The organism is Vibrio ostreae, assembly GCF_019226825.1.
Classification (GTDB): Bacteria; Pseudomonadota; Gammaproteobacteria; order Enterobacterales; family Vibrionaceae; genus Vibrio; species Vibrio ostreae.
On the sequence record NZ_CP076643.1, the window covers coordinates 2,526,468 to 2,539,999 of the forward strand.

Annotated in this window: 14 protein-coding genes; 9 read left to right on the plus strand and 5 right to left on the minus strand. The window is 53.5% G+C overall.

What is annotated here, in order from left to right; genetic code table 11:
- Nucleotides 1-47: 47 nt before the first annotated feature.
- On the minus strand, nucleotides 48-755 hold the full coding sequence (locus KNV97_RS17720) for a DUF1481 domain-containing protein (protein ID WP_218563453.1): 708 nt from the start codon (nucleotides 753-755) through the stop codon (nucleotides 48-50).
- A 42-nt stretch (nucleotides 756-797) separates the two neighbouring features.
- Entirely contained in the window at nucleotides 798-1,070 is a 273-nt protein-coding gene (gene hupA, locus KNV97_RS17725) for a nucleoid-associated protein HU-alpha (RefSeq protein ID WP_136487170.1), read from the minus strand.
- A gap of 330 nt (nucleotides 1,071-1,400) precedes the next feature.
- Here hupA and KNV97_RS17730 point away from each other — a divergent pair, with 330 nt between their 5' ends.
- Nucleotides 1,401-2,480 (plus strand): CNNM domain-containing protein, encoded by a 1,080-nt coding sequence (locus KNV97_RS17730; RefSeq protein ID WP_136487171.1) that lies wholly within the window; start codon nucleotides 1,401-1,403, stop codon nucleotides 2,478-2,480.
- An 85-nt stretch (nucleotides 2,481-2,565) separates the two neighbouring features.
- Here KNV97_RS17730 and KNV97_RS17735 read toward each other — a convergent pair whose 3' ends face one another.
- Nucleotides 2,566-3,861, minus strand: coding sequence for a mechanosensitive ion channel family protein (locus tag KNV97_RS17735; protein ID WP_136487172.1), 1,296 nt, complete (start codon nucleotides 3,859-3,861; stop codon nucleotides 2,566-2,568).
- 366 nt (nucleotides 3,862-4,227) lie between these two features.
- Nucleotides 4,228-4,833, minus strand: coding sequence for a YjaG family protein (locus tag KNV97_RS17740; protein ID WP_136487173.1), 606 nt, complete (start codon nucleotides 4,831-4,833; stop codon nucleotides 4,228-4,230).
- A 72-nt stretch (nucleotides 4,834-4,905) separates the two neighbouring features.
- On the opposite strand from KNV97_RS17740, the gene KNV97_RS17745 reads away from it, so the two are divergent.
- The 8 genes from KNV97_RS17745 (at nucleotide 4,906) to KNV97_RS17780 (ending at nucleotide 12,038) form a co-directional block, all read left to right on the plus strand.
- The gene (locus tag KNV97_RS17745; RefSeq protein WP_136487174.1) at nucleotides 4,906-5,832 is read left to right on the plus strand and encodes a D-2-hydroxyacid dehydrogenase; all 927 of its coding nucleotides are present in this window, start codon (nucleotides 4,906-4,908) and stop codon (nucleotides 5,830-5,832) included.
- Complete coding sequence (locus KNV97_RS17750) at nucleotides 5,832-6,476, plus strand: uracil-DNA glycosylase family protein (protein ID WP_218562463.1); 645 nt, start codon at nucleotides 5,832-5,834, stop codon at nucleotides 6,474-6,476. The genes KNV97_RS17745 and KNV97_RS17750 overlap by 1 nt, the downstream gene beginning before the upstream one ends.
- Before the next feature lie 105 nt (nucleotides 6,477-6,581).
- Nucleotides 6,582-7,556, plus strand: a complete 975-nt coding sequence (locus tag KNV97_RS17755; protein ID WP_218562464.1) for an LPP20 family lipoprotein — start codon at nucleotides 6,582-6,584, stop codon at nucleotides 7,554-7,556.
- A 97-nt stretch (nucleotides 7,557-7,653) separates the two neighbouring features.
- The gene (locus tag KNV97_RS17760; RefSeq protein WP_136487177.1) at nucleotides 7,654-8,667 is read left to right on the plus strand and encodes a hypothetical protein; all 1,014 of its coding nucleotides are present in this window, start codon (nucleotides 7,654-7,656) and stop codon (nucleotides 8,665-8,667) included.
- A 3-nt stretch (nucleotides 8,668-8,670) separates the two neighbouring features.
- Entirely contained in the window at nucleotides 8,671-9,267 is a 597-nt protein-coding gene (locus KNV97_RS17765; RefSeq protein WP_136487178.1) for an LPP20 family lipoprotein, read from the plus strand.
- Between the two features lie 156 nt (nucleotides 9,268-9,423).
- Nucleotides 9,424-11,028, plus strand: coding sequence for a transglycosylase SLT domain-containing protein (locus tag KNV97_RS17770; protein ID WP_218562465.1), 1,605 nt, complete (start codon nucleotides 9,424-9,426; stop codon nucleotides 11,026-11,028).
- Between the two features lie 63 nt (nucleotides 11,029-11,091).
- Entirely contained in the window at nucleotides 11,092-11,262 is a 171-nt protein-coding gene (locus KNV97_RS17775; protein WP_256612240.1) for a hypothetical protein, read from the plus strand.
- A 2-nt stretch (nucleotides 11,263-11,264) separates the two neighbouring features.
- The gene (locus KNV97_RS17780) at nucleotides 11,265-12,038 is read left to right on the plus strand and encodes an ETEC_3214 domain-containing protein (RefSeq protein ID WP_218562466.1); all 774 of its coding nucleotides are present in this window, start codon (nucleotides 11,265-11,267) and stop codon (nucleotides 12,036-12,038) included.
- A gap of 97 nt (nucleotides 12,039-12,135) precedes the next feature.
- On the opposite strand, the gene KNV97_RS17785 is transcribed toward KNV97_RS17780, so the two are convergent.
- Entirely contained in the window at nucleotides 12,136-13,455 is a 1,320-nt protein-coding gene (locus KNV97_RS17785; RefSeq protein WP_218562467.1) for an MBL fold metallo-hydrolase RNA specificity domain-containing protein, read from the minus strand.
- Nucleotides 13,456-13,532 lie beyond the last annotated feature (77 nt).

The window sequence follows — 13,532 nt, forward strand, 5'->3', positions numbered from 1 at the left end:
GCGCCTTTTCTTTATGCATTTCTGATCTGCATCAGCAGAGTCAAACCTTATCCGTCCTGCTCAGCGATCAGAGCCGGGCGTTTCACACAGTCGTGGCTGTCATCATCCAGAATGAGGATTTGGTCGATGCGTACCGTCTGTTTATCCGCCGAACCAAGAAATGCGACATAACGGTCGAGCGAGGATAACCGGCTGACGACAAAATCCGGCAGAGTCTGATTGAATTCGACCTTGCTGTAGTCGGTGTCGGAGCAGCTTTCAAACACCTCCCCATCCCAGATGCCCTGAATTAGGGTCAGCCCCTGGCTGTCGAGCTGCCTGGTTTTCTCAACCAGCTCACTGGCCTGCTGCTGGTACTGAGCGAGCTGATTCTGATTGAGTGGCAGGACTTTGCCATCGACCCGGTACTGCTGATAAATCGCATCACCGTTTTTATCAAAGCGGATCTGCACCCGGTAAGGCACCAGCTGGCGCTCTTTCGGCTGCATACCCTCGCGAACCACTTCGCGCAATTCACCTTCGTCCCAGCGATAATTGGACTGATACCAGCCAAATCGCTGCGAAACCACGTAATCAGCCGCAGAGACAGTCTGATCCTGCCGCGCGCTGGTCCAGTAAAAGCTGGTCGCGTCGCCTGCGGTTTCACCGCCACTGTAATCACTGATTTGCTGGAGCTGCAGGGGATCGTACGGAAGAGAAGTGGCGCATCCGGCCAATAAGGCCGCACTGAAAGCGGAGAGAAGAAATGGTTTCATCATGAAAAAACGCCGAGACTAAGAATCTCGGCGTAGTATAGATTATTTCACTGAATCTTTCAGTGCTTTACCAGCAACGAACGCTGGTACGTTAGCTGCTTCGATTTTGATCTCTTCGCCAGTCTTAGGGTTACGACCGGTGCGCGCTGCGCGGTGATTTACTTTGAATGTACCAAAACCAATTAGTTGAACCTGGTCACCCTCTTTCAGTGCGCCTTCAACCGCGCCCAGAGTCGCTTCCAGAGCAGCTTTTGCCTGAGCTTTAGACAGGTCTGCTTTTTCGGCAATAAAGTCGATTAATTGGGTCTTGTTCATTAGGTTTCCCTTCTCATAGGTTATCGAATTGAGTTCACTCTAAAGCATAAATGCCCCGTCTGGCAAAGGTTTGTCGCGTAACTTGTGTCTCTCTGACGTAGTTTTAACCATAATATGAGTATTCACTCACAATTTGTTACCCAATGCCGCGAGCGCCTGACTTATTTTTAACGCAAAATATCCCTGGCTCTAGCAGGAAAATCCTCTTTAAGCCTTGTCATATCAAGGCTTTTACCTGATTGAGTGCAGACAAAAAAGCAGCAGTTGCTGTTGTTTTTTCGTCACATAATGTCACCCTTAGCGGGGTAGATGAACCATTAAGGAAGCTCCATGTTTTTGCTTACGATTTACGTCGCGATTGCGATTGGCGTATCGTTTATCTGTTCTGTCCTGGAAGCCGTACTACTGAGTATTACGCCCAGTTACCTGGCGCAGTTGCGCCAACAATCCCACCCGTCATCAGACAAGCTGGCTCAGCTCAAAGCGGATATCGACCGCCCGTTGGCCTCGATCCTGACCTTAAACACCATTGCCCATACCATAGGCGCGGCCAGTGCCGGCGCCCAGGCCGCGCTGGTATTCGGCAGCGAGTGGCTTGGCCTGTTCTCTGCCGCACTCACGCTCGGTATTCTGGTACTGTCGGAGATCGTGCCGAAGACTATCGGCGCCACTTACTGGCGCCAGTTGGCGCCGCTCACCGCGGTCATTTTGCGCTGGATGGTCTGGATTCTGGCCCCCTTCGTCTGGTTTTCGCAGCAGATCACTCGCCGTTTGGCCAGCAACAGTCAGTTGCCGCGCATGCGTGAAGAGCTGTCGGCGATGGCGATGCTGGCCGATGAAAGCGGCGAACTGGCGGAAGGTGAGTCGAAAATGCTGCACAACCTGCTCGCGATCCGCGATGTACTGGTCACCCAGGTGATGACGCCGCGTACGGTGCTGTTCCGGGTTCCGGCCGAGCTGACCATTGATGAGTTCCTGACCCAGCACCGTGATACGCCGTTTTCGCGCCCGCTGATCTACACCGAAACCACCGATAACATTATCGGCTTCGTCCACCGCCTGGAGCTGTTCCGTCTGCAGCAGAACAAGCTGGGCAGCAAGCAGCTGGGCGCGGTAATGCGTCCGATCCATGTCCTGCTCAACACCCAGACCTTGCCGGTTGCGTTTGAGCAGATGATGCAAAGACGACTGCAACTGGCCCTGGTGGTGGATGAATACGGCACAGTACAGGGGCTGCTGACCCTGGAAGACATCTTTGAACACCTGCTGGGAGAAGAGATCATCGATGAAGCTGACCGCACCACCGATATGCAAAAGCTCGCCACCGAACGCTGGGAACGCTGGAAAGCCGAGCACGGGGTACGTGAGAGCCGCGATGATGAGGACGATCAAACCAAATCCGGTTTCTAACCGCTATCTCAGCGCCTGACAGTACGCAGAAAAAAGCGCCGCCCTGATTGCAGAGCGGCGCTTTTTTATCGGTTGGCAGCAGCGGTTACTGCTGTGAGGCCCGCTCGTCATTCAGCGCGGGTTCAATCCAGGCTTGCGGCGCAGCCGGGCTTAAACGGCGAAAGTCACTGCCGGTCGGCGCCTGCGCCACGCGCAGACCAAACTGCGGCAGCACCGCATAAACATGGTCAAAGAGATCCGACTGAATACGCTCATATTCAACCCACTCGGTATTGGCCGCAAAGCAGTACAACTCCATCGCAATACCTTCATGCGTCGGTGCTAATTGGCGCACCATCAGGGTCATCGACTGGTGGATTTCCGGATGGGCACGCAGATAACGTTCCAGATAAGCACGCAAACTGCCAAGGTTGGTGAGATGACGGCCGTTAATCAGGCTGCCGTCGTCATAGTTATGACGCTGGTTAAAAGCACTGATCTCTTCCACTTTGTGTTTCAGATAGGGCTCGAGCAATTTGGCGCGGGTCAATTGCTCCACTTCCTGCGGCGACAGAAAATGCACACTGGTGGCATCAATCAGCACACTGCGCTTGATACGCCGGCCACCGGAAACCTGCATCCCTTTCCAGTTTTTAAACGAGTCGGAGATCAGCGAATAAGTCGGGATGGTGGTAATGGTTTTGTCCCAGTTCTGCACTTTAACTGTGGTCAGGCTGATATCAATCACATCACCGTCAGCGCCGTATTTCGGCATCTCCAGCCAGTCACCGACACTGAGCATCTTGTTGGCAGAGAGTTGCACCCCCGCCACCAGGCCCAGGATCGGGTCACGGAACACCAGCATAATAACTGCGGTCATCGCACCCAGGCCACTAAGCAGGATCACCGGCGACTTGTCGACCATAATCGAGGTCGCCAGCAGTGCAGCGATGACAAAGAAGACGATTTTCAGGCTCTGGACGATGCCGCGTACCGGCATATTGCGTCCGAAGGCCGTGCGCGCCAGCAGGGTATCGGCCACATCCAGCGCCGAGAACAGCGCCAGTAGGGTAAACAACACCACCCACAAGGCCACCAGCGTCACGATCCATTCGCGGATAATGCTTTCCTGCGACAGCCAGAGATTGGCCTGTATGCCGATCAGCATGCCCTGAATAACCAGGAAAATACGGCTGAATAACTTACCGGAGAACAGCGCATGGCGCCACATCGCACGTGATTGATCCGCGCGGCGCTTGAGCGTACCGACAATGCCGCGCTGCAAAATAAAATGCACCACGACCGCAATCAGGACAATCAGCCCCAATGCCTTCGAAATCTGCATTAACTGCGTCATTTCAATGCCGTTCTGGCTCAGCCAGTTTTCAACAGACTGCCACATACCCTCTCCTTATTACTTTGCCGCCGGATAACCCAGCACCACACTACGCACAGACATTGAGCATGGTACCGTATTCAGATGGCGTTTTGTGTGTCCGTCATCTTTTATAACAAAAACCCGACCTGACATTGAAAAAACGCTGAAATGAACATGCTGCTTTGCCGTACCTTGCTCCCTGATTTACACAAACAGGCACGATTTTCAGAAATAGACCCGATTTACCGAGACAGGCTCGACTTGCAAAACCTAAGAGGCAAGTAGTCATCATTCGTCCTCAATGTGTAAACACATTTCAGGACGAGGCAAACAACATAAAAAAAGCAGGCTAAAAAGCCTGCTTCTCACCATCCATCCGAACCAAGAGGATTAAAGTTCAATACCAATGTTGCTGACGCACTCATCACGCAGCTCAAAACGCAGGTCTTTAATCAGCTCGATATCGCGCTCGGTCGCTTCACGCAGCGGACGGTACAGCGCCCACTGCACATCCCATTCACCGCACACCGCTTCATTCTCTTTCTGGTTAGCGTTGCTGATGCTCTCACCGGTTTGTGCTTCTTCCAGTTGAGCCACAGTCTGGACCGAGATCTGGCTGACTTTCTGCATCGATTCGTACAAACCATCACGATCGAGCAGACCGTGCAGCAGAGTCGCCAGTGCTTCACAGGCATCAATCGCCGGATACACCATGTAAATATCAAACTCTTCTGACGTCGGGATCAACTCCTCCAGCTTTTCCAGCTGACGCTCGAAGTTGATTTTGGCGTTTTTCACCGTCATCAGTTCCCACACCGCATCGAGAATATCACGGTAACGACGCGGATCCGCAAATTGGGTATGTTCACAGAACATGGCGTAATTTGGGTACATGCGTTCACACAGGCTCGCCATAAAGGTAATCTGTTGCCAAGGTTCAAACTTCTCAAGGCGAAGTTGCAAAGGGTTCTGTAACCCATTTGATGTCTGTAACATGGTCACTCAATTCGTTGCGGATAAAGACAGCGGAAGTGTACTGGATAACCAGCGGGGAAAAAAGGCGCATCTATGAACAATTTTACGCATCAGCTGTATATTTTAACCGAGCATGATGAGCTCTATCGCCGGGCGATTGAAACGCTCAATCTGCCGGACCTGACCATCACCACCAACCGGGATGAAGCCACCCTGCTACTGGCTGCACCGCCAATGGCCGCGCCGTACCTGAATGACTTCCCGCGCCTCACCTGGCTGCAGTCGGCCTATGCCGGGGTCGACGCCCTGATGGCACCGGGCTTGCGCCAGGATTATGAGCTGACCAATGTCAAAGGCATCTTCGGCCAGCAAATCGCCGAATACGTGCTGGGCTACGCGATAAGCCATTACCGCCATTTTGCCTGCTATCAACAGCAGCAAACTCAGCAACGGTGGCAACCGCACCTCTATCAGTCACTGAGCGGCAAAACAATGACCATACTCGGCACCGGTTCCATTGGCAGCCATCTGGCCAAGGTAGCCAGTGCCTTCGGTCTGGAAGTGATTGGCGTCAACCGTTCCGGCATTCCACCCAAACAGAGCCAGTTCACCACCACCTATCATGTCAACGAACTGGGCGCGGCACTGGCGAAAGCGGACATCATAGTCAACACCCTGCCCAATACACCGGACACCATTGGCCTGCTCGGCGCGGAGACTTTTGCCCACTGTCACCAGGCATTGCTGTTTAATGTCGGACGTGGCAAAACTCTGGTGGAAGACGATCTAATCCCGGCCATCGACGCCGGCCAGCTGGCGCACGCTTTTCTCGATGTGTTTGTCAGCGAGCCACTGACCGCTGACCATCCATTCTGGCGCCATACGGCGATTACCGTCACGCCACACATTGCTGCGCTGAGCTTCCCTGAGCAGGTCGTGGAAATTTTTGCCGCCAACTACGCCCTGTGGCGCGACGGCTTCCGCCTCCAGCACCGTATCGATTTCAGTAAAGGTTACTGATGCGCCGCGCAGACATTCCCACCACCGATCCGCTGCAGCCGCTGCTGGGGGAGATCCGTCACTGCCGGGTGTGCGAACCCGATTTGCCACTCGGCGCTAACCCGGTGATTCAGGCTCATGGCGATGCACGCATCCTGATCATCGGCCAGGCGCCGGGGCTTAAAGTGCACCAAAGCTCCGTGCCATGGAACGACCCAAGCGGCGACCGGCTGCGCAGCTGGCTCAACATCGACCGCGACACCTTTTACGACCCGCGCCAGGTTGCCATCATGCCAATGGGGCTGTGCTACCCCGGACGGGGCAAAAGCGGCGACCTGCCGCCACGCAAAGAGTGCGCGCCACTGTGGCACGCCAAAGTATTACAGCAACTGCCCAATATTGAACTGACACTGCTGATCGGCCAGTACGCGCAGAACTATTATTTATCCGGGGTCACTCAGCCAGAGAAGCCAAAGACTCTGACCGAAACCGTGCGCCAGTGGCAACTCTGGGCGCCGCACTATGTGCCGCTGCCGCATCCGTCACCGCGTAATACTTTGTGGTTGAAGAAAAACCCATGGTTCGAAACCGAGGTTGTGCCCTTTTTATCCAAGCAATTACATGACATTCTCAATTGTCAGAAAAAAGTCAAAAACCTGATCTGACTCATAAAAATGTGACACTCTACCAAGAAATGCGTTTATCTCAAAAACACATACATATAGTATTCAGTGCACAAACACGTCTTGTAGTGCCACTGATTTGATAACATGCTAACCATAAAAAGAAAGCTCATTCTCGGCTTATGCAGTCTCGCGCTGTTGGCCTGTCAGTCGACCACCGCGCCGGACTGGTACAGCGCACCACCAACCAATGACCCGCAGTACCTCACCGCCGTCGGTCAGGGCCTCAATCTGACTCAGGCCAAGCAATCGGCACTCAGTCAAATCAATGCCCAGCTCTGGACCCAAATCAACTCCTCGTTTGTCTCACGCGACATCGTCCAGAGCCGTAACCAGTCTGAGCATGCCAGTTCTCTCATCGATAACCATGTCAACAGCAAAACCGCCAATATCACTCTGACCGGCATCGATTATCCGCAGGTCGCTAAGAACGATATCGGTTATTACGTCCAGGCGAAAGTCAGCCGCGACACTGTGGTGCGCCAGCTGCGCTCCGAGATTGAACAGAGTAACCGTCATGCACAAGCCGTGCTGCAACAGCGCCAGCATCAGGATGCCCTGTTGTGGTGGCTGGCCAACCGCGCGCAAAGCGAGCAAGCTCAGGCCGTTGCCGTGCGTCAGGCGATGTTGCGCGCCCTCGGTCAGGACGATATACCTAAGGCAGAAAGTATCGACCAGCTGGCTTCGGCACTGGCGCAAGTGCAGTCCGGCATTGTTATCCGCGTCTCCGCCAGCCGCAAAGATCAAAAAAGCGCTGAGCTGCTGGCAGAGCAGTTTTCCAAGCAAAGCCTGAAAACCACCTTCAGCGGCACCCCAAATACCACCCACGTACTCAAATTAACGTCACAGTTGCGCCAGAGCACGGTCGGCCAAGCCTATATTTCTACGCAGTTTACGACACTAAAACTCCAGGGTCGTAACGGCAACATACTCGCGAGTCACGAGATTATTTCCAGTGGTAACTCACTGACCAATTATACCTTCTCGAAAGAAGGGGCTGAGCGCAATTTCGCAGACACTGTCAGCGCTCAAGGGCTGTGGACTTCACTTGGAATTCAATAAACAGAGGCACGGGATTGAATAAGAAAAGCTTGGTATTAAACCAGCAAGATCCCGGGTTCAAATAAATAAAGAAAATAACAATATGGAGTTGTCTATTATGTTCAAACCAACCGCAGTGGCGCTGGGTGTGTCGGTTCTACTTTCTGGCTGTAAATTGATGGGGGAAGATGCCATCTGTACCCCGGATACCGCCGTGCCATTAGCACAAGCGGCAGTGACCGCAGCCTCAAGTGAAGACCGTAAAGTGATCGTATTACCTGTCGATATGGAATATGAAGACAGTGCACAGAAACGCATGAAGTCGAGTATGCGTAACTCACTGGAAAGTCAGGTTATCAGCACAGGTACTCAACTGGTCGACCGTAAACTGGCCAACAAACTGAAAAGTGAAATCAAGCTGGCAGAACAAAGCGGCCGTTACAACACCAAGGGCGTGCCGATTGCGGATTACGCTGTGCTGACCGAAATCACCAACTCAGATTTGTCGGCGTCTTTCAGTGAGTCTTACACCTATAAAACCAAAAAAGGCGAAACCAAACGTGTGCCGTCGAAATGCAGTTTTACCGTCGACGTCAAAGCGATCGTCAAAGTGGTTTCCCTGCCGGATATGGCTCTGGTGAAACGCATTGAGATCAGCGGCGATGAAAGCGCCACCAGCGAAACCCGTGATTCACGTTGCCCTATCTCGCCGGCCAGTTACAAAGGCATGGCAACCAAAGCTGCGGCAGAAGCGGTTGAATATAGCGGCGACATCAAAGAGCTGCTGGCAGCACAAGCCTCGGTACTGGAGCTGCGTCAGTGTGAAACCGGCTCTATGGTTAAAATCGGTGTGGGTTCAGACAAAAACGTGCAACCAAACGACGAAGTCTCTTTCTCCACCATTATGAAAAACGCTTCCGGTGAGAAAGAAACCTTTGCTGTCGGTGAAGGTGAAGTGGTCAACAACCCTCAGCACGGCATCAAGCCAAAATATTCCTGGGTGAACATCGACGAAGAAACAGCACTGAAACTGCATATTGGAGATGCGGCGAAAATCGTACCGTCAACGTGCCAAAACTTATTTGATTTGCAGTGCCACACCAAAAACATGATGGAAACGGCGGGACTATAAACCATGAAAAAAACGATATTAATGAGCCTGATGGCACTGTCGCTGGCGGCATGTAACAGCACTCAAACTGTAGAGCAAGCGCAGCAGTTCGCGCAGTGTACTTTCCCGGATGCACCAACCACAGAAGCACCCGCCTGGATCTGTGATGTGATGCCAAACGATCTGGAAGCCGGAGCCATGGGTTACGCCAAAAAAAGCGTTGCGGGTATGGGCGTGATGCGCAAAGTGGCTATCAACGAAGCACGCGTACAACTGGCCGCGCAATTCCAGACCGACGTCAACAACCTGTTTAAACAAGCGGTGGAAAGTTCGGTCGATACCGATGAAACCGGCGCGATCGAAAGCGTGGTTGAGACGTTTGAAAGCGTAACCAAAAACGTGGTGACCCGCAGCCTGTCTAACAGCAAGCTGATCGTCAGCCAGGTCAGTCCGACCGGCGGCCTGTACGTACTGGTGGGTATGGACAAAGCGACCTATCAGGCCAACGTGGATCAGGTAGTCGATGCGGCGGCCAAAGAGTCTCAACTGTGGAGCCAGTTCAATTCAGAGAAAGCTGAGCAAGAGCTCAGCAATGCGCTGAATTCACTGAAAACCATGTGATATCAAAGCGGATAAGCCGTGATTTCCCTCTGCTTCGCCATGGTCATCACTGCTTAACCTGATACAGAAGTATTCAGACGGGTAAATCATATCAGCAGGGAGAAGGACTCTCCCTGCTGGTGTCTCACTCGCTGATCGATTGGTTAGGACCTGCCAATGCGACTATTTTCGAAAACACTTATCGCCCTTTCACTCTCCGCTCTCTGTTCCGGCAGTTTTATCGCCCATGCGACCACGACAAGCCAGGACGCCGAACTGACCCAAGCCACCGCCCAGGTACGCAATCCGCAGGATCGCTCTGCCGAGTTTGCCAAATGGGTCGATGAGCGCCTGAATGAATACGAAACGTGGCGCGAAGATTACACCCGCGATCTCGACCACAAGCGCCAACAATTGATTGACCAGTGGGGCAGCGCGCAAATCTCCGATGCCACTACAGACGTGGAATACAGCACCGACAGTACGGTGAGAAAAGTGGTCGATTATCAGGACAACACCGCAACCGTATCTGTCCTGGTCGACGCCAGCATGAGTGATGAGCAGGCCAAGCAACTGCTACTGGCACAAACCGCATTACCGGATGGCGAAACGGCCGACCTGAATCAGGCGACCCTATACCAGCAGAGCGTCAAATACTCAGGTGCTGAAGAGAAACGTGAAACAGATTTTGTCCTCAGCCAGACCCGCGCCCAGATGAACGAATTTGATGTCCAGGCCGAACGCCTGGTGATGGCCAATATCGGCATCAGTGATCAATTTATCTATCAGCGCGCCTACATTAAAAAGCTGGCCCTGATTGACGAAGCCAAACTGCGCATCCAGGCAATCCGTGAACAGTACAGCGCCAAACGGGCAGAACTCGGCATACCGGAACCTGAGCGTACAACCAGCGAGCCAACGAAGACCGTGGTTCAAAGCGATCCTGTTTCTAAACGCGAAGCTGTTTCTAAACACGCTTCCGTTTCTAAAGATAATGCCGGTGAGAAAAACACCGCCGGTCAGCAAAATAATAACGGCGAACAAACTGAGCGTCAGATTGCCACCGTCAGCACGCAACAGCCGGAAACTGGCGCGCAGCAAGCGACGGCTTCTAAGGCAAGTGCGCAAGCAGCAAAGGCAGCACAAACCCAAAGCAGCCAGCCAAACGAGAAATCTCAGCCTGCTGCGAAAAAAATCGTCAGCTACAAGATCAGCCTGCCCAATAACAGCCTGACCAAACGTGCTCAGCAGTATCAGCCGATAGCACAGCAAGAGAGCGAGAAGTTCTCGGTCAACCCGGCGCTGGTCATGGCGATCATGCACAGTGAATCGGCGTTCCGCCCGGAGGCAAAATCCCACGTGCCGGCCTTTGGTCTGATGCAAATCGTGCCGACCACCGCCGGTCACGATGTCAATCTGCAGGTACGAAACATTGATGCCCCCATGCGCGAAGCCGAACTGTATCAGCCGCCGGTCAACGTCGAAACCGGTACCGCCTATCTGCATATTCTCGACAGCAAGTATCTGAAAAACATTAAGGATGAGCAGAGCCGGCTGTACTGCACCATCGCCGCCTATAACACAGGGGCTGGCAACGTGGCGCGCGCCTTTAACCCGGATCGTTCAACCAATATTCGTAAAGCCGCCACCACCATCAACCAACTGACGCCGCAGCAGGTTTACCAGCAGTTGATGACCAACCTGCCTTACGACGAAACCAAGAATTATCTGAAAAAGGTATCGGCACGTATTGCACTCTACCAACCGCAAAGCGCGCTTTAAGCCTCTGGCAGGCAGGGCCAAGCAACAGCAACAGAAACAGGAGCAGCGGCGATGTTGCGCTTAATGCCGATAATTTTAATCGTGACCGGTATCTATATCGGTATGCAATATAAGGACACCCTCATTGACTGGCTGGGTCAGGACTCGCTCGATAACATCGAAGACCTGGCGACGGAAATGGTCAGTCAGAGTGGTGATGCCATTGTCGATAAACTGAAAGAGATGAAAGAGTAGTCATGTCAAATCAGCAACAAACTCTGGACCAGTCCGGGCAGCCACAGGCTGAACAAGGCAGTGTACTGAAACAGCAGTGGGGCAAAATCATCGCTCTGGTCTCTATCGTCGCGATTGCGCTGGGCAGTTTTAATGACAGCATGGACGCGCTGGAGAAAATCTACGATTTCTCGCTGGCCCAGTTCACCGACATTCCCTCCCAGAACAAGCTGGATAAAGTCTACGTGCGCGCTTCGGCTAGCGTGCTGGATGAAGCACTGGGCGCACCGGTTTACATCAAGCGCTCCGGTGCCGGTGATGTGATCAAGTATTATCAGGATGACCGCTTTGTGCTGTCGGCAGTGATCAAAGATGATGCGATTGCGGCCTACCTGGTCTTTCCGGCCAACGGCTTTATGCCGGATACCAGCAAATCGTCCGGCGGCAGCGATCTGCTGCGCAGCCACTTTGGCGACCAGGAAGGCGTGAGCGATCTGCGCGCGGCGCTGTCGCGTATGCTGACCTACTATATTGAAGAGAACACCGGCGGCGAGTTCAATACTCTGTATAACTCGGTCAGCGGCTACTCGGATTTTGAAACCAGCCTGAGTGAGCAGCAACGTGCCCAGTTGGGTCGTCTGGTTGACGATATGCTGCTGGGCGATGATGTCAGCGATGCCGCGCAAACTCTGCGTCACAATCTGATTCCGAACTTTTACGGTTACAGCACCATCGGCCTGTCAGCACTGGAAGATGCGATTCTGACCAAATCCGAGTTCCGCCTTATCCAGCCCTGAGCTGTCACAACGGAACCCGAAAATAAAAAGGCCGCGTCCGGTATCACTGGGCGCGGCCTTTTTATTACTGGCGGATTGAATCCAATAAATGACGGGTTTAATCCACCACGTTATACCCTTCACTGCGCAGCAGCGCGGCAAACGCTTCACGCGCGCTCTGCTCACCGTGGATCAGATGCACCGCTTTCGGCTTGTCGTCCAGGCCATGGACAAAATTGAGTAAATCCTCCTGATCGGCATGAGCCGAATAACCCGACATGACGTGGATCTGTGCATTCACCACAATTTCCTCATCATCAATAGTGACGGTTTTATCGCCCTGCATCAGCGCGCGGCCTAACGTGCCTTGCGCCTGAAAGCCAGCAAAAATCACATCGGTGCGCTCATCCGGCAGTAAGGCTTTGAGATAATCAACAATCCGCCCGCCTTCGCACATGCCGGAAGCCGCGACCACAATCGAGGCTTCACCGGTTGAAGCCAGGCGATTAACCAGCGCCAGATGCGAGCGGTGATCTTCAATCAGGACACACTGGTCAAACGCGAGCGGATGACGGTGCATTTCCAGGCGTTGCTTAGCCTCCTCACCCCACAACTGTTTAAAGCGGCGATACGATTCCGTCACCTTTTGCGCCATCGGTGAATCGAGAATAATCGGCAGGTCGGCCTTGATCTGATGCTGATAAACCAGCTGCTCAATATCAAACAGCAGCTCCTGGGTTCGTCCGACACTGAACGCCGGGATCAAAATCGTGCCGCCATCGGCCAGCGAGCGGCTGATAATCTCATTGAGCTTTTGCGCGCGCACTTCCACCCCGTCATGCTGCGAACCGCCATAGGTGGTTTCCAGCACCAGGTAATCGGCATGCATCGGCGCAACCGGATCCGGCAGCAGAGGGGTATTACTCGGCCCCAGATCGCCGGAGAAGATGATCACTTCCTGATTCGGCAACTGGATTTCCACATAGGCCGAACCGAGAATGTGTCCGGCCGGGACAAACTGACACTGCAACATATGCCCGAGCGGCGATTCAATCCGGAACCGCGTTTCGTACTCCACCGGCTCGAGCAGATGATCGATTTTATCCAGCACCACTTCGCGCTGTTTGGCAGATAAATCCGACTGCAGCTTCATGCCATCTTGCAGCATCAGCGGGATCAGCTCTGCCGTGGCCGGCGTGCAGTAAATCGGCGCGCTGAAGCCAAGCGCAATCAGCCACGGCAGACGGCCGATGTGGTCAATATGGGCATGGGTCAGCAGCAACGCCTGTATCGGCTCGATATCAAACTCCGCCTCGGCGTCCTGCACATCCTGGCCCTGAAACATGCCGCAGTCGATCAGTACCGCCAGGTCATCGACCCGCAGCTCGTGGCACGAGCCGGTTACCGTATGTTTACCACCATGATGAATCAGTTGCATGCGCGTTTCCTTGTAAAGCTGAAGTGACACTCCGCATAGCGCGAAGCGCTGAGTAGCAGAGCCGGCAACCTTCCCGG